18 protein-coding genes and 3 pseudogenes are annotated in these 18,240 nt (G+C 64.4%); 4 read left to right on the plus strand and 17 right to left on the minus strand.

Annotated features, from left to right (window positions below; translation table 11 throughout):
• From Q8K05_RS14435 to argS, 5 genes and pseudogenes are all read right to left on the minus strand, one after another.
• Positions 1-162 (minus strand): annotated as a pseudogene (locus Q8K05_RS14435) (LPS export ABC transporter ATP-binding protein); the annotation flags it as partial.
• Between the two features lie 16 nt (positions 163-178).
• A complete protein-coding gene (lptA, locus tag Q8K05_RS14440; protein WP_305247331.1) occupies positions 179-805 on the minus strand; it encodes a lipopolysaccharide transport periplasmic protein LptA in 627 nt (208 codons plus the stop codon).
• A gap of 158 nt (positions 806-963) precedes the next feature.
• Positions 964-1,629, minus strand: a complete 666-nt coding sequence (locus tag Q8K05_RS14445; protein ID WP_305247347.1) for a thiol:disulfide interchange protein DsbA/DsbL — start codon at positions 1,627-1,629, stop codon at positions 964-966.
• A gap of 154 nt (positions 1,630-1,783) precedes the next feature.
• Positions 1,784-2,425, minus strand: coding sequence for an SPOR domain-containing protein (locus Q8K05_RS14450; protein WP_305247332.1), 642 nt, complete (start codon positions 2,423-2,425; stop codon positions 1,784-1,786).
• Between the two features lie 53 nt (positions 2,426-2,478).
• Positions 2,479-4,164: an arginine--tRNA ligase gene (gene argS, locus Q8K05_RS14455; protein WP_305247333.1), complete on the minus strand. Its 1,686-nt coding sequence runs from the start codon at positions 4,162-4,164 to the stop codon at positions 2,479-2,481.
• Positions 4,165-4,451: 287 nt separating this feature from the next.
• Between argS and Q8K05_RS14460 the strand changes: the two genes are divergently transcribed.
• Positions 4,452-4,640, plus strand: a complete 189-nt coding sequence (locus Q8K05_RS14460; protein ID WP_370868865.1) for a hypothetical protein — start codon at positions 4,452-4,454, stop codon at positions 4,638-4,640.
• Between the two features lie 4 nt (positions 4,641-4,644).
• Here Q8K05_RS14460 and Q8K05_RS14465 read toward each other — a convergent pair whose 3' ends face one another.
• The 12 genes and pseudogenes from Q8K05_RS14465 to Q8K05_RS14520 all read right to left on the minus strand — a co-directional run bounded on the left by Q8K05_RS14465 (position 4,645) and on the right by Q8K05_RS14520 (position 15,564).
• Positions 4,645-5,568: a LysR family transcriptional regulator gene (locus Q8K05_RS14465; RefSeq protein WP_305247334.1), complete on the minus strand. Its 924-nt coding sequence runs from the start codon at positions 5,566-5,568 to the stop codon at positions 4,645-4,647.
• A gap of 118 nt (positions 5,569-5,686) precedes the next feature.
• Positions 5,687-6,520 carry a shikimate dehydrogenase gene (locus tag Q8K05_RS14470; RefSeq protein WP_305247335.1) on the minus strand — a complete coding sequence of 278 codons (834 nt, stop codon included), beginning with the start codon at positions 6,518-6,520 and terminating at the stop codon, positions 5,687-5,689.
• Between the two features lie 55 nt (positions 6,521-6,575).
• On the minus strand, positions 6,576-7,025 hold the full coding sequence (gene aroQ / locus Q8K05_RS14475; RefSeq protein WP_305247336.1) for a type II 3-dehydroquinate dehydratase: 450 nt from the start codon (positions 7,023-7,025) through the stop codon (positions 6,576-6,578).
• A gap of 177 nt (positions 7,026-7,202) precedes the next feature.
• Positions 7,203-8,207, minus strand: a complete 1,005-nt coding sequence (locus tag Q8K05_RS14480) for a TRAP transporter substrate-binding protein (protein WP_305247337.1) — start codon at positions 8,205-8,207, stop codon at positions 7,203-7,205.
• Between the two features lie 93 nt (positions 8,208-8,300).
• Positions 8,301-9,581 (minus strand): TRAP transporter large permease subunit, encoded by a 1,281-nt coding sequence (locus tag Q8K05_RS14485; RefSeq protein ID WP_305247338.1) that lies wholly within the window; start codon positions 9,579-9,581, stop codon positions 8,301-8,303.
• A 16-nt stretch (positions 9,582-9,597) separates the two neighbouring features.
• Positions 9,598-10,131 (minus strand): TRAP transporter small permease, encoded by a 534-nt coding sequence (locus Q8K05_RS14490; RefSeq protein ID WP_305247339.1) that lies wholly within the window; start codon positions 10,129-10,131, stop codon positions 9,598-9,600.
• 117 nt (positions 10,132-10,248) lie between these two features.
• Positions 10,249-10,950: a TetR/AcrR family transcriptional regulator gene (locus tag Q8K05_RS14495; protein WP_305247340.1), complete on the minus strand. Its 702-nt coding sequence runs from the start codon at positions 10,948-10,950 to the stop codon at positions 10,249-10,251.
• 54 nt (positions 10,951-11,004) lie between these two features.
• A pseudogene (gene aroE, locus Q8K05_RS14500) lies at positions 11,005-11,088 on the minus strand (shikimate dehydrogenase); the annotation flags it as partial.
• Between the two features lie 45 nt (positions 11,089-11,133).
• On the minus strand, positions 11,134-12,072 hold the full coding sequence (locus Q8K05_RS14505) for a ketopantoate reductase family protein (protein ID WP_305247341.1): 939 nt from the start codon (positions 12,070-12,072) through the stop codon (positions 11,134-11,136).
• Between the two features lie 292 nt (positions 12,073-12,364).
• Entirely contained in the window at positions 12,365-13,195 is an 831-nt protein-coding gene (locus tag Q8K05_RS14510; protein WP_305247342.1) for an amidohydrolase, read from the minus strand.
• A gap of 189 nt (positions 13,196-13,384) precedes the next feature.
• Positions 13,385-14,320 carry a hydroxymethylglutaryl-CoA lyase gene (locus Q8K05_RS14515; RefSeq protein WP_305247343.1) on the minus strand — a complete coding sequence of 312 codons (936 nt, stop codon included), beginning with the start codon at positions 14,318-14,320 and terminating at the stop codon, positions 13,385-13,387.
• Between the two features lie 17 nt (positions 14,321-14,337).
• A complete protein-coding gene (locus tag Q8K05_RS14520) occupies positions 14,338-15,564 on the minus strand; it encodes a CaiB/BaiF CoA-transferase family protein (protein ID WP_305247344.1) in 1,227 nt (408 codons plus the stop codon).
• Between the two features lie 217 nt (positions 15,565-15,781).
• Between Q8K05_RS14520 and Q8K05_RS14525 the strand changes: the two genes are divergently transcribed.
• The 3 genes and pseudogenes from Q8K05_RS14525 to Q8K05_RS14535 form a co-directional block, all read left to right on the plus strand.
• A complete protein-coding gene (locus Q8K05_RS14525) occupies positions 15,782-16,735 on the plus strand; it encodes a LysR family transcriptional regulator (protein WP_305247345.1) in 954 nt (317 codons plus the stop codon).
• 78 nt (positions 16,736-16,813) lie between these two features.
• Complete coding sequence (locus Q8K05_RS14530) at positions 16,814-17,512, plus strand: haloacid dehalogenase type II (protein WP_305247346.1); 699 nt, start codon at positions 16,814-16,816, stop codon at positions 17,510-17,512.
• 68 nt (positions 17,513-17,580) lie between these two features.
• Positions 17,581-18,240, plus strand: a pseudogene (locus Q8K05_RS14535) (malate synthase G); the annotation flags it as partial.

Genomic DNA, 18,240 nt, shown 5'->3' on the forward strand with positions numbered 1-18,240 from the left:
GCCCAGCAGGCCGACCACTTCGCCCTTTTCCACGGTCAGCGACACATCCTTGACCACCTTGCGGCTGCCATAGGATTTTTGCAGGCCCTGCGCCACCAGGCGGCTGGGCGTTGCCATGGCTGAAGCTGTTGCTGTAGCGGTCGTGTCAGTCTCCCCATTCATCGGTTGCAGGCTCTTTCTAGTTGTTGGGAATGCCCAGCGTGGTGCTGGGACGCAGGCTGGGCGCAGGCCCGGCGGGAGGCGGCACGGCGGCGCCCGGTGCGGCAGCGCGCGGCGAGAGCATGGCGCGAACCCGCCCGCTCGGGTTGGCGGCCGTGCGGTTTTGCGCGCCGCCGTCCACCGTAAACACGTCGGTGATGTTGTTGTACACAATCAGGCCGCCGGTGGTTTCGTCGGCCAGGGTCGCGCCCTTGTAGCGGCGCATCACGGCGCGCCCGATGAACTTGACGTTGTCGGCGCGGCTGTCGTACTCGATACGCTCGCCCTCGCCCTCGATGTACTCATCGACGCCCTCGCGCTTTTTCCGGTAAAAAGCCAGCTTGCCGGGCGCGGCAATGGCGACGGCCTGCTGGTAACCCTCGGGGTCCTGGTTTACATCCACCCGCTCGCCGCGGATGATGGTCGTGCCTTTGGTGATGACCACGTTGCCCGTGAACACACTGGACTGCTTGAGGTCGTCGTAACGCAAGGCATCGGCCTCGGCATTCATGGGCTTGTCGCGGTCGGCGGTTTCAGCGGCGGCCGGAAACACCCCCGCCGCTGCCAGCGCGGCCGTCACGATCAGGGATAAAAAGCGGTGTTTCATAAGGCACGAATCTTGCTGCTTGGTGGGATTTGTCATTGTATCCATGCCAGCTGCGGGAATGGCTGCGACCAAAAATTAGGCTTAAAAAAACCCGCCAGGGCTTGGCGGGTTTCCGGGCAAGAGCGTTGCGCCTGCAGCTTTTCTCGCCTGAGGCGGCCTTAACGGGCCTTGCCGCGGGCTTGCCCGATCAGGTAATCAGTCACCAGCAGCGCGCGCTCCATGGTCTGCGCCAGCGAGCCGGAGGTGTAGTAACGCCCGCCAACGCCGAGTGCCGGCACGCCGTCCACCTTGTAGAGATCCTGCAGTTGCGTGGCCTTGCGGGCCTTGGTGCTGACGGAAAACGAGTTGTACATCTCGGTGAACTTCGCCTTGTCGAGGCCCTGCTTTTCAGCCCAGGCCGCCACCAGCGCGGCGGTGTTGAGCGCCTGCTTTTCGACATGGATGGCGTAAAACACTTTTTTATGGAGCTCGTCGACCTTGCCCATGCCTTCGAGCACATAGTAGAGACGCTGCTGCGGTTCAAAATCGGGGCGGAAAGACACCGGAACGCGCCTGAGGACCACGTCTTTGGGCGCTTTTTTGACCCAGGCATCGAGTTGCGGCTCAAAGCTGTTGCAGTGCGGGCAGCTGTACCAGAAGAACTCGACGACTTCGACCTGTCCTGCTGCGACCTCGGTCGGCGCAGGCTTGTCCAGCGTCAAATAATCGGTACCGTCCTTGAAGGCCTTGGCCTGGGCTTGCGCCGCGGTGGGCAGCACGGCGGCGCCCCAAGTGGCTGCAGCGGCCATGGAAGCGGCTGAAAGCGAAAACTCACGTCGTTGAATCAATTTTTTCTCCTGGAATAACTCGGATAGCGGGGACAGCCGGGCTGCTACAAAACAAATGCGACAGCGACACTTGACCGTAACAGTGCAGCAACGATGCCGTATTTACCCCGCGTAAAGATTTGACCCCCCGGCCCGGAAAAGTTCAGACAACTTATCGCTGAACCCTGACCAGCGCAGTTTCTATCGAGTTGTCGTCCAGCCGTTCCTTGGCCTTGTCGGCATCGGCTTTTTTGTCAAACGGACCCACGCGCACGCGGTATACGGTTCGGCCCGACTGCTCGCGCTCGGTCACCCTGGCCTGCATGCCCAGCAGCAGCAATTTGGCGCGCTGCTGCTCCGCGTCTTCCGGCGTGCGGAATGCGCCAACCTGGATGAAATAATTAAACGGATCAGGACCCGAGCCGGCGGTTGACGCCTGCGTCCTGGACTTGGCCAGATCGCCCAGCGGGTCCGCGGAAACGGCAGGCTTGGCAGGTTTTTCAGGTTTGGCGGCCGCCGATGCCGCCGCTTTGGGGGCCGTCACCACATCCGGGTCAGGCGCAATGACGCTGCCCACTTCACCGGAGGCCTGGGGCGGCTTGATGGCGTTTTTCCCGGCCAATGGGGCGTTCGGGTTCCAGTCCCGGTTCTTTTTGGCCTCCATCGCATCACTGTCGGGGCTGCGTGGCTGGCTCTTGTTCATGAAAGGGACGGGCACCTTCGTGATGTAAACCGCCACGGCCAGCGCAGCGCCCAGGCCAATCAGGGCGCCAATAATCAAACCCAGCAGGGTTCCACCTCGTTGTTTATTCATACCTTGCCCAGCTTTTTTGCCTAAATCTGAATACCTGCATACGTCAGCGCTCTTTACATCTTGCGCGGGGCGCTGACGCCCAGCACCGCGAGTCCATTGTGCAACACCTGCGCGGTGGCCGCGATGAGCGCCAGGCGCGCCAGCTTGACCGCTTCGTCGTCGACCAGAATCCGCTCGGCATCGTAATAGCTGTGGTAGCAGGCCGCCAGTTCACGCAGGTAAAACGCCACGTCGTGCGGCGCCAGACCGCTGGCCGCATGGCTGAGCATGTCGGGGTACTTGGCCAGCAGCAGCATCAGGGCCTGGGCCTGCGGGCTGGAAAGCGCGGACAGGTCCACGTCCTTCAGATGGCCTTCATCGCCGCCCTGAGCTGCCCACGTCGTCAGGATGGAGCAAATGCGCGCATGGGCATATTGCACGTAGTACACCGGGTTTTCATTGTTCCTGGCCAGCGCCAGATCGATGTCGAAGATGTATTCGGTGTCGGGCTTGCGGCTGAGCAAAAAGAAACGCACGGCGTCGGCGCTGGTCCATTCAATCAGGTCGCGCAGCGTGACGTAACTGCCGGCGCGTTTGGATATCTTGACCTCTTCGCCGTTGCGCACCACGCGCACCATGGTGTGCAGCACGTAGTCGGGGTAGCCCAGCGGCACGCCGGCATCGGCCGCCTGCAGGCCGGCGCGAACGCGGGCGATGGTGCCGTGGTGGTCCATGCCCTGGATGTTGATGGCTTTGGCAAAACCGCGCTCCCACTTGGCCAGGTGGTAGGCCACGTCGGGCACAAAGTAAGTGAACGTGCCGTCGCTCTTTTTCATGACGCGGTCCTTGTCGTCGCCGTAGTCGGTCGACTTGAGCCACAGCGCGCCGTCCTGCTCGTAGGTTTTGCCGGCGTCCTTGAGCCGGGCCACGGTGGATTCGACGCGGCCCGAGCGGTACAGGCTGGACTCGAGGTAATAGTTGTCAAAGCGGACCGAAAAGGCCTGCAAGTCCAGGTCCTGCTCGTGGCGCAGGTAGGCCACGGCGAACTGGCGGATCGCCTCCATGTCCTCGATGTCGCCCGAGGCGGTGAATTCGCGGTCATCGGACTTGACGGTTTTGCCGGCCAGAAAGTCGGCGGCGATGTCGGCAATGTAGTCGCCGTTGTAGGCCAGCTCGGGCCAGTCGGCATCGCCCGGTTTCAGGCCCCTGGCGCGCGCCTGGGTGCTGGTGGCCAGGGTGTGGATTTGCACCCCGGCGTCGTTGTAATAGAACTCGCGCCAGACCTGCGCGCCCTGCGTGGCAAACAGGTTGCAGATCGCATCGCCCAGCGCCGCCTGCCGGCCATGGCCCACATGCAGCGGGCCGGTCGGGTTGGCCGAGACAAACTCGACGATCATGCGCGGCTGGCTGCCCTCGGGCTCGCGGCCGTACTGGGCCCCTGCCTGCAACACCTCGCGCACGGTTTCCTGCTTGGCGGCGGGCTTGAGCCGGATGTTGATGAAGCCCGGACCGGCAATTTCAATCGCGTCCACCCAGCGCTCGACGGCCGGCGCCTGCAGCAGCAGCGCGCGCAGGGCTTCGGCCGTTTGGCGGGGGTTTTGCTTGAGCGGCTTGGCCAGCTGCATGGCCGCCGTGCAGGCGAAGTCGCCATGGGCCGCCACTTTGGGGGATTCAAAAGCGGCCTTGGTGCCGGCGCCGGGGGAGAGTTGTTCGAGCGCGTCAGCCAGGGCTGCGAGCAGGTCTTTTTTAATCGAGAGCATCGGACGATTTTACGGTTAAGGCAGCCGGGCACGGCAGCGGCCGGGGCCGGCCGACCCGACCGCGCCCTCACCGACAGGAAAGCGCGCGCGGCACAACCGGATTGCAGTGCGGGCAGCCGCCACACCATGCTATTTTTTTAATAGCTATAAGCGCCCGTATCTTCTTGGCAAAAGCCTTGTTTTATATAAAATTTCCGCAGCCAGGCCCGCTGCGGGCAAACCGGCGGCCGCACCAATCGCCGGCCCGGCGTCAATCCTGCAGCAAGCGCGCCTGCGCGGCCCGCTTGATGGCCTATGCGCAGCCTGACAACGCGGTGTTTGGCATGGGCGCGGCGACCGGCTCGCTGCTGTGGTTCAGCGCGCTGGGCTTGGGGCAGCGGCTCAATTCACCGCGCATCTGGCGCGCACTCGATGCGCTGGTGGCGGTGATGATGGGGGGCGCCGCGCTGTGGCTGCTGGCCGGATTGCTGGATTAGCGCATCAAGCCGGCACGGCGGCCGGCGCGCGCCAGAACTCGGGCCGACTGTAATGGTGCTTCAAAAAATCGATCCACAGCCGCACCCGCAGCGGCAAATGCTTGCGCTGCGGAAACACGGCATAAATGCCGTTGGGCGGCGCGGTAAAGTCCTCCAGCACCGCCACCAGCCGGCCGGCGGCCAGTTCCGACTCGACCTCCCAGGTGCTGCGCCAGGCGATGCCATAGCCGGCCAGGCACCAGTCGTGCAGCACCTGCCCGTCGGAGCAATCCAGCGGGCCGCCGGGCTTGAGGTGCAGCAGCTCGCCCTCCACCGTGAAGGCCCAGCCGCGCGTCTGCGAGGCCTCGCTGGACAGCGTGAGGCAGTCAAATTTGGCCAGTTCGCCGGGGTGCTGCGGCGTGCCATGGGTTTGCAGGTAGCGCGGCGTGGCCACGCACAGGCGCCGGTTGTCGGCCATGCGCACGCTGACGAGCGACGAGTCGGGCATGTCGCCGACGCGCACTGCGCAGTCAAAGCCCTCGCCGGCCAGATCGACCACGCGATCGCTCAGGTTCAGCGTGATCGTGACATCGACATGCTGCGCGCGGAATCGGGGCACCAGCGGCGCCACGTGGCGGCGGCCAAATCCGGCCGGCGCCGTGATGCGCAAATGACCGCTGGCCTTGACGCCCCCTGCCGACACGCTGGCCTCGGCATTGGCCAGGTCGGCCAGCAGGCGCTGGCAGTCTTCCAGAAAAGCGCTGCCCTCGTGCGTGAGGGTGATGCGCCGCGTGGTGCGCACCAGCAGTTTGACGCCCAGCCGCTCTTCCAGCGCATCGAGCCGCCGGCCCATGATGGCGGGCGCCACGCCTTCGGCATGGGCGGCTGCCGTCAAGCTGCCGCGCGCGACCACGGACACAAAAGATTCGAGCTGCTTGAGTTTGGCCATGTCAAATTATGTATAAATAAGGGATTAATGATCCAGCATTTAACACCCATTACAACAATTTAACGATGAATATTTCCACCGGCCCCGGCCCTCAGTTCCGCGTATCGCCGACTAAAGATCAGTAGCTGAGCGTCGCCACCGAGCGCAGCAACTCGGGCGTGGCGGTGGGGTAGCCAAAGAACTCCAGGTAGGCCGGAATCTGCTCGAACAGCATGTCCGAGCCGACCTGCACCGGGCAGCCGCGCACCTGCGCGGCGGTAAGAAATGCGGTCATCTCGGTGCGCATGACAACCTCGCCGACGAAGGTGGTCGGGGCAATGCGGGCGATGTCCATCGGCAGCGGATCGCCCTCGTTCATGCCCATGGGCGTGGCGTTGACCACCAGGTCGAAGCCGGCCGGGTCGTTCGAGCCGGTGCGGACATCCAGTCGGGGGTAGTGCTTTTTCAGCCGCCCGCCCAGGCCTTCGCAAGAGGCGGTGTTCATGTCGTACAGGCTGATGGCGCCAATGCCCGCCGCTGCCAGCGACGCGGCAATCGCCGAGCCCACGCCGCCGCTGCCCGCCACCAGCACCCGCGCACCGGCCAGCTTCAGGCCCTTGCGCAGCACGCCGCGCACAAAGCCTTCGCCGTCGAACATGTCGCCTTCGAGCTTGCCGTCGGCGCCGCGCCGCACCGCGTTGCACGAACCCGCGACGTCCACGGTGGGCGTAACCCGGTCGAGCAAGCCCACGGTGGTGACCTTGTGCGGCATGGTGATCAGCGCGCCCCGGATGTTGGTGAGCGTGAACACCGCGCGCAAAAAGGCCGGGTAGTCGGCGCTCTGGCAGCCCATGGGCATGACCCGGGCGTTGACGCCGATGTGGTCAAAGTAGGGGTTGTAGATCATCGGCGCCTTGAACGAGTGCGTCGGGTAGCCGATGTGGGCGATGAGTTCGGTGTTGCCGTTGATCATGTCAGTTTGTCAGGATGAAGATTGGGCCGCCGGGGCAGCGTGAGGGTTGGCGGACTCAAGCCTTCCGGGCAGGCTGGGCGGCCGAGACGGCGGCGCGCAGCGCCAACAGGTAGCTGTCGGCACCAAAGCCGCAAATCTGGCCTTTGACGATGTCGGCAAACACCGACACGTGACGGAACGCCTCGCGGGCATGGATGTTGGACATGTGCAGCTCCACAATCGGGCAGGTCAAAATCGCCAGCGCGTCGCGAATGCCGTAGCTGTAATGGGTCCAGGCGCCGGCGTTGATCAGCACGGCGTCGACCTTGTCGGTGAAGCCCTGGTGAATGCGCTCGCACATCCCGGCTTCGCTGTTGGTCTGGAACGCCTCTATCTCAGCGCCGAGTTCCTGGCCTAAAGCACTCAGGCCGGCGTTGATTTCATCGAGCGTGATGGTGCCGTATTGCGCCGGGTCGCGCTTGCCGAACATGTTGTGGTTGATGCCGTGAAGCATGAGAATTTTCATGGGCAGTCCTTGCCTGGGCAGAAAATGAAGGGTTCACCCCATGGGAAAGCTGAACCGCAACTGGGTGACTTCAATAATCGCGTCCGCACGGCACAGCGTACGCAGAGCGGGCTGTTCAGCCCGTCATCCCGGCGCAGGCCGGAATGACGGGCTGAGGGCTTTAACGGCCAGCGGCAATTACTTGCGGGCCTTGGCCAGCTCGTCCTGAATTTCCTTGACCGTGTCCTGACCCACCGACACCGCGTACTTGGCGATCACGGGGCGCATGCTGTCGCGCAGCTTGTCCATTTCAGCGGCAGGCAACTCGGTCACCTGCATGCCGGCCTTCTTGAGGTCGGCCAGTGCGGTGCCAGCGGCGTCGCGCGCCACCTGGCGCTGGTATTTCCCGGCTTCCACGGCCGCATCGCCAATCAGTTTTTTCTCATCGGCGTTCAGCGTGTCCCAGAACTTCTTGCTGATGATGACGGACTGCGGGTTGTAGACGTGGTTGGTGATGGTGAGGTGCTTTTGCACTTCATACAGCTTGTTGGCCGAGATCACGGAGTACGGGTTCTCCTGGCCGTCCAGCGCCTTGGACTCCAGCGCCGCATAGACCTCGGGAAAGGCCATGGGCGTGGGGTTGGCGCCCAGTGCCTTGACCCAGTCCAGGTTGATCGGGTTGGGGATCACGCGAATCTTCAGGCCCGCAAAGTCTTCGACCTTGTTGATGGGGCGCTTGCTGTTGGTCATGTTGCGGAAACCCAGTTCCCAGTAGGTCAGGCCCACAATGCCTTTTTCGGGCAGCCTGGCGTGCATCTTTTTGCCAAACGGGCCATCAACCACGGCGTCGGCTTCCTTGCTGTTGGCAAACAGGAAGGGGAAGTCATAAATCGCGAATTCCTTGACCTGGCTGGCCAGGATGCCGGAGTTCATGGTCACCATTTCAAGCGTTCCGCCTTGCAGGGCCGACACGTTGGGTGCATCGCCACCGAGCACGCCACCGGGGAACAGGTTGACCTTGATCTTGCCGCCGGATTTGGTCTTGACGATGTCGGCAAACTTCTCCATGCCCATCACCAGCGGATGGCCCTTGGGGTTTTGCGTGGCGAACTTGATCGTGTGCTCTTTGATCTGGGCGTGGGCCACACCAAAAGCCGCCAGCGCCGCAGCGGCCACCAAGGTTTTAATCATCATGCGTTTCATGGTTGTCTCCTGAAATAGTAATCAAAGTACGCAAAAAATAAGGTGCGAAGCAAGGCGTACCAGACACGCCCCGCACCCGGAAAAAAGAATGATTTAGCCGTAAAACCAGCGGGCCGGCACCATGACGATTTGCGGGAACAAGACCATCAGGAACATGATGCTGAACTGGGCAATCATGAAAGGCCAGACGCCCCGGGTCACCTCGTCCATGCTGACCTTGCCCACGCCGGCTACCGTGTTGAGCACCGTGCCCACGGGCGGGGTAATCAGGCCAATCGCGTTGTTGATGATGAACAGCACGCCAAAGTAAACCGGGTCAATGCCTGCGGCCTTGACGATGGGCATCAGCACCGGCGTCAGGATCAAGATGGTCGGCGTCATGTCCATGGCCGCACCGACCAGCATCACCAGCAGCATGATGGCGAACATCAGCAGCTTGGGGCTGTCCAGCAGGGGCTGCAGCAGCGCGACCACTTCGTCGGGCAGTTGCGCCACCGTGATCAGCCAGGCCGACACCATGGCCGCAGCCACCAGGAACATGATCACCGCCGTGGTCTTGGCGGCCGCCAGGAACAGGCCATACATCTGCTTGAGCTTGAGCTCTTTGTAGACCAGCGTCGAAATCAGCATGGCATACACCGCCGCCACCACGGCGGCCTCGGTCGGCGTGAACACGCCAAACTTCAGCCCCACCACCACGATCACGGGCAGCACCAGGGCAAAGGTGGCGTCCTTGAACGCGGCGAAGACTTCGGTGCGTGATTTGCGCGGCGGCACCGCGACGGTTTCCTTGCGCGCCACATACCACCAGGTCACCACCAGCGACAAGGCCAGCATGATGCCGGGAAAAATGCCGGCCATGAACAGCTTGGAGATCGACACGTTGGCCGCCACGCCAAAGATCACGAAGCCGATGCTGGGCGGAATGATGGGCGCGATGATGCTGGCCGATGCCAGCAAGCCTGCGGAACGCGCCTTGTCGTGGCCAGCAGCCACCATCATGGGCAACAACAGGGCAGACAGCGCTGCGGCGTCCGCCACCGCTGAGCCCGACAGGGCCGCCAGCATCACAGCGGCCACAATCGCCACGTAGCCCAGCCCGCCCTTGACGTGACCCACCAGCGTCATGGCGAAGTTGACGATGCGGCGCGACAAGCCGCCCGCGTTCATGACCTCACCGGCCAGCATGAAGAAAGGCACGGCCAACAGCGGAAAGCTGTCAGCCCCGTTGATCACGTTTTGCGCCAGAATTTGCGCATCGAACATGTCCATGTGCCACATCAGCGCCGCGCCGCATAGCAGCAGCGAGAACGAAATCGGGATGCCGATGGCCATGGCGGCCAGCAAGGAACCCAGAAAAATTGCGATAGTCATGTGCGTTTCTCCGGGCTCAAGGGTGGGGGTCGCCGTGCGGCATGTCGTCGGATTCACGGATGCCGATCAACTCGGAGTCCGGCAGTTGCCCGCTGAGCAAGCGCCACAGGTCGTTGAGCAAAATCACGCCGCCCGACACCGAAAACACCAGGCCAGCGCCGTAGAAAATGGCCATGGACACTTCCATCGCGGCGCTGGTGGAGTCCCAATTGATCCTGACCTGCGCCAGCGTGCCCTGGAAGATCAGCAAGCAGATGAACAGCATCAGCACATGCCCCAGCGCCAGGCAGACCTTCTTGCCCAGCACCGGCAGCCGCGCCACCAGCATGTCGGTGCCCAGATGCCCGTGTTCATGCAGCGCCACGATGGCGCCCAGGAACGTGAGCCAGACAAACAGCCAGCGCGACAACTCCTCGCTGACCGCAATGCCGGAGTTCAGCGCATAGCGCAACACCACGTTGGTGAACACCAGCACCACCATCAGCGCCAGGCTGGCCGCCATCAGCCCGGACAGCAGCCGGCAGTACTTGTCTATCAATGTTTGGATCACGATTTGTCTCCTGAATATGCACCCGACATGCAATGTACTAACTAGTTAGTTTTTCAAACTCAGGGCTTACCCTAGGCCGATGATTCAAATCGGCGCTAGCTGTTATGCCAAAAGTTGCTAGCTGCGCACGAAGCGCACCACCATTTCGGTGATGCTGTTGCGGCGTGCGGCAATGGCCTGCGCGGAGCGGGCGTCTTCCTTGAAAATCAGGCCAAAGGTGTGCTGATTCGAGACGTTGAAAAACGTCAAGGCCGATATCGAGGCGTGAATGTCGATGGGGTCCAGACCCGCCCGGAACACACCCTCTGCCACACCCCGTTCGTACAAGCTGGCGATCGCCTGGATGGCGGGCACATTGAGTTCCTGGATGGTCTTGCTTTGCGCCAGGTAGGCGCCGCGCTCCATGTTTTCGGTCATCACCAGCCGGATGTAGTCCGGGTTGCCGCTGTGGTGGTCAAAGGTGAACTCCACCAGCCGGCGCAGGGCCGCTTCGGGCGCCAGGTCTTCCAGGTGCTGTTCGGCCTCGATTTTGCGCATGCGGCGGTAGGCTTCCTCCAGCACGGCCACATACAGGCCTTCCTTGCTGCCGAAGTAGTAGTAAATCATGCGCTTGCTGGTCTGGGTGGCGGCCGCAATCGCGTCGATGCGGGCACCGCTCAGGCCCTTGGCGGCGAACTCGGTGGTCGCCACTTCCAGAATGCCGGCCATGGTGCGGGCCGGGTCGTTGGTGCGGGGGGCCGGCGCGGGTCTGGGCGTGGCCTTGACCACGGGCTTTCTGGCGGCCCTGTCCGTGCGTGCAGAATGTACTAACTCGTTCATTCCGGCAGTATAAAGCGGCGCTGCAGCACATGATGGCGGGCCTCCAGCGGGAGATCAGACCCATGGAACCGTCAGCTTCTCGATCACCGCGCGGGTGTCGGGCCGCACGCCGCGCCACCAGGCAAACGCTTCGGCCGCCCCCTGTTTTGTCGCTATTGCGTCATGCGCGTTGTCTTTCAAATATCAGTGCTTGAGGCTCGGCACAAGCGCGCGTTCCACGCCCTTGATGCAGGCCACCAGGGTTTGGTTGACCGGCGTCGGCACGCCGCAGCGCGCGCCCCAGCGCACGACCGAGCCATTGACAAAATCAATCTCGGTGACCGAGCCCTTTTCCAGGCTTTGCAGCATCGAGGTCTTGAACTCATACGGCAGGCCGGCGCCAGCCTTTAGCCAGGCGTCGCGCGGGTCGGTGATGCCCAGCACAATGCCGCTGGCCTGGGCCACCGCCATCGCCTCGGCCACCGCCGCCACGCCGCAGGCTTCGAGTTCGGGCTGCTGGTACAACTCGCCATAGGTCAGGCGCGTGATGCCGCTCAGCGCCCCGGTCGCCACGTTGATCAGCAGCTTGTCCCACATCGTGCCCAGGATGTTGTCGCTCACAAAAGTTTCGAGCCCGGCGGCGTTAAAGGTGTCGGCAATGCGCTGCACACGCGCGCTGAGCGACCCGTCGAGCTCGCCAATGTGGGTATCCTTGCCGCGCGTGCCGATCAGCACATGGCCGGGCGCCAGTTGCGAGCCCCCGGCATAGGTCTTGCCGGCCAGCACCCGCTCGCGACCCACGATGTCGGCCAGGATGTCTTCATGGCCGAGCCCGTTTTGCAGCGACAGCACGGCGGTGTCCGGCCCGAGCAAGGAGGTCGCCGCCTCCATGGCCTGGCGCGTATGGAAGGACTTGACCAGCACGATGACCAGGTCGGCCACGCCCACCGGCTCAGCCGTGGTCGCCGCATGCACGGGCACCGCGCGGTCAACGCCGCCATCGCGCAGCAGCAGGCCGCGACGCTTCATGGCCTCGACCTGGTCGGCGTTGCGGTTGATCAGCCAGACCTCGTTGCCCGCTTTGGTCAGCACACCGCCCAGGGCACAACCGAGCGCGCCGGCGCCCAAAATGCAAATTTTCAAAGCCAACTCCTTGTTGATCGAGACCCCGGATTTTGGGCAAGCCCCATCATGTTGTCCATGGGGGTGTTTCAATAGTCTTCATTGCCAATCACAATGAGATAAGGAGACTCACCGATGCGCCCCGAATTTGAACTGCTCGACATCACGCTGCTGCCCCAGCTGCTGGCGCATGTGCGGGCGGTGGCCCCAGTTTATTCATGAAAATCGGCACTAGCCCATGATGCATGGTCGTTATAAGCTATTAATTTTATAGCATTCATGCATCCGGCAGGACGGCGCCGACCTGAACCCATCAGGCGCTGGGCCCAAATCCAAACAGACGGCGCGGCGTGTCCCACCAGACCGCCTGGCGCGCCTCGGCGTCGGGCAGCAGCTGCTCAAACAGCGTCAGCAGGGGGCCGTAGTCGATACGCGCGGGCGCGCGCAAAAAAGGCCAGTCAGACGCCCAGACCAGGGCCTGCGGCGTATAGGCATCCACCAGCGCCTGCACATAAGGCCAGGCGTCCGGGTAGGGGTAGGGCCGGGCCGAGCATTTGGTGAGCCCCGAGAGCTTGACGCAGGCGCGGCCAGTGCCCGCCAGCGCCAGCAGCGCGGCAAACCCGGCCTGGCCCACGCCTGCGGCCGGGTCGGGGCGGCCGCAGTGGTCAAACAGCAAACGCGCGCCGCTGTCCTGCAGCATCGGCTTCAGCGCCACCAGTTCGTCGACCTGCACCTGCACCTGGGCCCACAGGCCCAGTTCGCGCAGGCGCTCCAGCAGCGGGCCGGCGCCCTGGTAAAAATCAACGCCCAGCAAGGCCACGTTAAAGGCCACGCCCACCACACCCGCCGCCTGCAGGTCTTGCAACTCGGCGCGGCTGGCGTCGTCGCGGACCACGGCCACACCCTTGTAGCGACCCGCGCCTTGGGCCAGCGCATCGAGCAGGCAGCGGTTGTCCAGGCCATAGCCCGAGTTGGGCCCCACGATCAGCGCGTGCTGCACGCCATGGGCATCGAGCACCTGGCCCAGATTGGCAGCCGTGCCGGTTTCCCCGCCCGAGGGCTGGTACCACGCGTCGGCGGCATAGGGGAAGCGGGCCGGGTCGAAGACATGCACATGGCAGTCGATTTTGGGGTGTGAGGGCATGGGTCTGAAGAGGTTGACAGCCACGCCAGGGCGGCGTGACCGAGGGTCAACTATAGGGTGGGGCAGGCCTGCCGTCGATGCCACGGGGAACATGTGAAACATGTTGTTTTGCAATGGCAAGCCCCGTCCAGCAGTGGCCAAAAACAGAAAGAGCGCCTGACTACGCGCAGGCCCGCTCAGGACAGTTTTTCAGACGGGGGCTGCGCCCTGTTTCCAGCCCAGTGGCAACCCCGCCTCGGGCGTCATGCCATACAAGGGCTCACCCGGCAACCCTGCCATCAGGCAGGCGCGGGCCGCGATGAGTTTTTCAAGGTCCACGCCGGTGCGGACCCCCATGGCCTCGAACATGAACACCAGGTCTTCGCTGACGACGTTGCCCGACGCGCCCGGCGCATGGGGACAACCGCCCAGACCCCCTAGCGATGCGTCGAAGATGCGCACGCCCACGTCGTAGGCCGCCAGGCAGTTGGCCAGCCCCAGGCCGCGCGTGTTGTGCATATGGGCCGCGCCTGCCTGGTGGCCCAGTTCGGCCTGCAGGCGCTGGAACAGACGCCGGGTTTGCGCCGGGTTGGCCATGCCGGTGGTGTCCGACAGGCCCGACTCGTCGGCCCCGGCCGCCACGCAGGCCACCGACAGGCGAATCACCTCGTCTTCGGGCACCACGCCCTGAAGCGTGCAGCCAAAGGCGGTGGAAATGCCGGCCTCGATCTGCACACCGGGCGCCAGCGCGTCACGCAGGCGGGCAACGGCGCGCACCACCTCCACCATTTCGTCGGGCGTTTTGCGTACATTGGCGAGCGAATGCGCGTGGCTGGCCGATACCGGGATGGTCAGCTTGTGGGCACCGGCCCGCAGGGCAGCCTCGGCGCCGCGCAGATTGGGCACCAGGGCCGCGACCGTCACGCCGGGGCGGCTGAGCGCGTGGCGCACCACCTCGGCGGCATCGGCCATTTGCGGCATCAGGTGGGCCGGCACAAAAGAGCACACCTCGATTTCGCGCAGGCCACTGGCGGCCAGCGCGTCGATCCAGCGGAACTTGTCCGCAGTGGCCATGGTGGCCTTGACCGATTGCAGGCCGTCGCGCGGGCCGACTTCGCTGATCAGTACATCTGTTGGAGTGAGCATGGCGTTACTTGCGCTGGTCAGGCCACGGCGGCATGCGACAGCAGCGCCGCGATCTCGTCCACGCTGTAGCCCAGCGCCGACAGCAGCGCCTGCGTGTGCTCGCCCTTGCGTGGCGGCTGCAGTCGCACCCCCAGACGCTGGCCGTCCATGGTGAAGGGGAACAGCGTGGTCTTGGCCGTCTGCCCGGCGCGCTCGCCATCGGGCAGCGTGATGTCGGCCAGGCCGCCGGTGGCCAGCAGGTGCGGGTCGTCGTACAGCTCTTCGGGTTTCCGGATGGGCGCAAAGGGCAGGCCCACTTGCTCGAACAAGGCCGCCAACCCGGCCGCACTGCGGTCGGCCAGCCGCTCACGCAACAGGGTCAGCAGCGCCGGGCGCGCCTGCACCCGCAGGTTGTTGCTGGCAAAGCGCGCGTCCGCCTTCAGGTCGGCAAAGCCCAGGGCGTCGCAAAACGTGGCCCACTGCGCATCACTGACTGCCGCCAGGAATATCTGCTCGCCGTTCCGGACGGTGAACACGTCATACACCCCCCAGGCCGAAATGCGGTCGGGCATGGGCGCGGCGGGCTGGCCCGTGATGGCGTACTGCAGCATGTGCTGGCCGACCAGGAACACGTTGTTTTCAAACAGCGCGCTTTGCACTTCCTGCCCCTTGCCGGTGATGCCGCGCTGGATCAGCGCGCCCAGCGCCCCAATGGCGCCGAACATGCCGCCCATGATGTCGTTGACGCTGGTGCCCGCGCGCAGCGGGTCGCCGGGGCGCCCGGTCATGTAGGCCAGCCCGCCCATCATCTGCACCACCTCGTCCAGCGCGGTGCGGTGCTCGTACGGACCGGGCAAAAAGCCTTTGTGGCTCACGTAGATCAGCCGCGGATTCACCTGCGACAGGGTGTCATAGTCCAGCCCGTATTTCTTCATGGTGCCGGGCTTGAAGTTCTCGGCCACCACGTCGGCACTGGCGGCCAGGCGGCGCGCCACCTCGGCGCCTTCGGGCGTGTGCAGGTTGATGGCGATGCTCTTCTTGTTGCGGTTGAACATGGGGAAGAAGCCCGCGCCCGAGCCCAGCAGATGGCGCGTGCGGTCGCCGTCGATCGGTTCCACCTTGATGACCTCGGCACCCATGTCGGCCAGCACCATGCCGCAGGTGGGGCCCATGACCATGTGGGTGAACTCGACCACGCGCAGGCCCTTGAGCGGCTGCGGGGCAGAAGGTGTGGACTCGGTGGGTTCGGTGAATTCGGTGTTCATGGGGGCGTGGTTGTTCGTCGGGGCATCCATCATGCACACACCCCGTGGGCGATGCTGTGCAGGCCGTCGCACCGACCCCTCTCACGCACGGTGAGGGTGTTGTTCATGTCTTGTCTCCTACCCGGAGCTTGTGCCGGTTGGGGGGTAGTTTAGGATTCACCAAAATGCTGTAAAGCGGTATTTTGGAACCCCAGAGATTCCCAACCGGAACAACACCATGCGCGACCTTGACCTCACCAGCCTGCGCCTCTTCGTGGCCGTGTGCGACACCCGCAACATCGCCCGCGCCGCCGCCGACGCCAGCCTGGTGGGCAGCGCGGTGAGCAAGCGCCTGGCGCAGCTCGAAGCGCAGCTGGGCACGCCGCTGCTGGTGCGCCAGCGCCACGGCGTGGAGCCCACACCCGCTGGCGAAAGCCTGCGGGAGCACGCCCGCGAACTGCTGCTGGGCGCACAGCGCATTGAGCGCGACATGGCGGCCTACGCGGCGGGTGTGCGCGGGCAGGTGCGGGTGCTGGCCACGGCGTCCGTCATGGCCGAGCGGCTGGCCGACGACGTGGCCGATTTCCTGACAGCGCCCGAGCACGCGGGCATCCGCGTGGAATTGGAGGTGCGCGCGAGCCCGCAGGTGGTGCAAGGCATTCGCGACGGCGTGGCCTCGCTGGGCATTTGCTGGCAGAGCCCGCACGGCGCCGACCTGCGCGGCCTCGGCACCGCGCCCTACCGCCAAGACCGGCTGGGCCTGGTGATGCACGCCGGGCACCCGCTGGCCAGCGCCCATCGGCTGCGGTTGGCCGACGCGCTGGATTGGGACTACGTGGGCCTGCCGGTGAACAGCGCGGTGCAGGCGCTGCTGGTGCGCGCCGCTGCCGAAATAGGTCGCCACCTGAAATACCGCATGATCGTGACCGACTTCGAAGCCGCGCTGCGCGTGGTGCGCACACGGCTGGCGATCAGCGTGATCCCGATGGAAGTGGCCCTGCCGCGTGCGGCGCAATACGGCCTGCGCGTGGTGCCGCTGGACGAACCCTGGGCCGAACGCGCGTTCGCCCTGTGCTTTCGTGGCGCGGGCGCACTCACCCCGGCGGCGCAGCTGCTGCTGGACCATCTGCAACGGTGTGGTGCTGATGGGCCATGGCACCCGGTCGATGGCCAGGCACCCGATCGGCCATAGCATTAGCCCACTAAAAGTCACAGATAAATCGCTTATCAGGAAATCAATGGCGCAACAGGTATCGAATAAAGTTCAGCCATGGAAAAACCCCGCGCTGTTTTGTTCGATGCCTACGGCACGCTGTTCGATGTGTACAGCGTGGCGCTGCTGGCCGAGCAATTGTTTCCCGGCCAAGGCCAGCGCCTGAGCACGCTGTGGCGCGACAAACAGATTGAATACACCCGCCTGGTGACCACCAGCAACGGTGGCGCGCACTACCAGCCGTTCTGGGCGCTCACGCAGCGCGCCCTGGCCTACGCCATCAAGGTGGTGGCGCCAGCGGCCCGGCAAGACTGGGCCGCTTTTGAAGCCCGCGCCGCCCAACTGCTCAACCAATACCGCAGCCTGAGCGCGTTCCCGGAAAACCGCGAGGTGCTGCAAGCCCTGCGCGCGCGCGGCATTGCCACCGGCATCTTGAGCAACGGCGACCCCGCCATGCTGGGCATTGCCGTGCGCAGCGCCGGGCTGGACGGCCTGCTCGACCACGTCATCAGCGCCGACCCGATCCGCCTGTACAAAACCCACCCTGCCGCCTACGCGCTGGGCGAGAAAGCCACCGGTTTGCCTGCCCGCCAGATCGTGTTTGTGAGCAGCAACGCCTGGGACGCGCTGGCCGCCACCTGGTACGGCTACCAGACGCTGTGGGTCAACCGCCAGAATATGCCGTTTGAAGAACTGGGCACCCAGCCCACACGCACGGCACAGAACCTGCGCGACGTACTCGCTTTCTTTGACTGAATCTGTTTCCTTTTTCAACACCGTTTCGGGCTGAGCCTGTCGAAGCCTTTTTTTCCTGGAGCTATCCGATGACACAACGCACCACCATCCACGGCCTGCAAGTCGCCACCGAACTGTTCGACTTCATCAACAGCCGCGTGCTGCCCGGCACCGGCGTGAGCGAAGCCACGTTCTGGCAAGGCTTTGACGCCATCGTGGCCGACCTGGCCCCGAAAAACGCCGCCCTGCTGGCCGAGCGCGACCGCCTGCAGACCGAGCTGAACACCTGGCACCAGGCCAACCCCGGCCCCATCACCGACATGGCCGGTTACCGCAAATTCCTGGAAACCATTGGCTACCTGGTGCCGGTGCCACTGGACGCCCAGGCCACCACCGCCAACGTGGACGCCGAACTGGCGCTGCAAGCCGGCCCGCAGCTGGTGGTGCCCATTCTGAACGCCCGCTACGCCCTGAACGCCGCCAACGCCCGCTGGGGCTCGCTGTACGACGCGCTGTACGGCACCGACGCCATTTCGGAAGCCGACGGCTGCGAGAAAGGCCCGGGCTACAACGAAAAGCGCGGCGCCAAGGTCATCGCCTTCGCCCGCAAATTTCTCGACGAATCGGCCCCGCTGGTCAGCGGCTCGCACGCCGATTCCACCGGCTACGCCATCACCAACGGCGCACTGCACGTGACGCTGCAAGGCGGCGCCACCACCGGCCTGCAAGACGCCGCCCAGCTGGTGGGC

The organism is Polaromonas sp., from assembly GCF_030682935.1.
Taxonomy (GTDB): domain Bacteria; phylum Pseudomonadota; class Gammaproteobacteria; order Burkholderiales; family Burkholderiaceae_C; genus Polaromonas.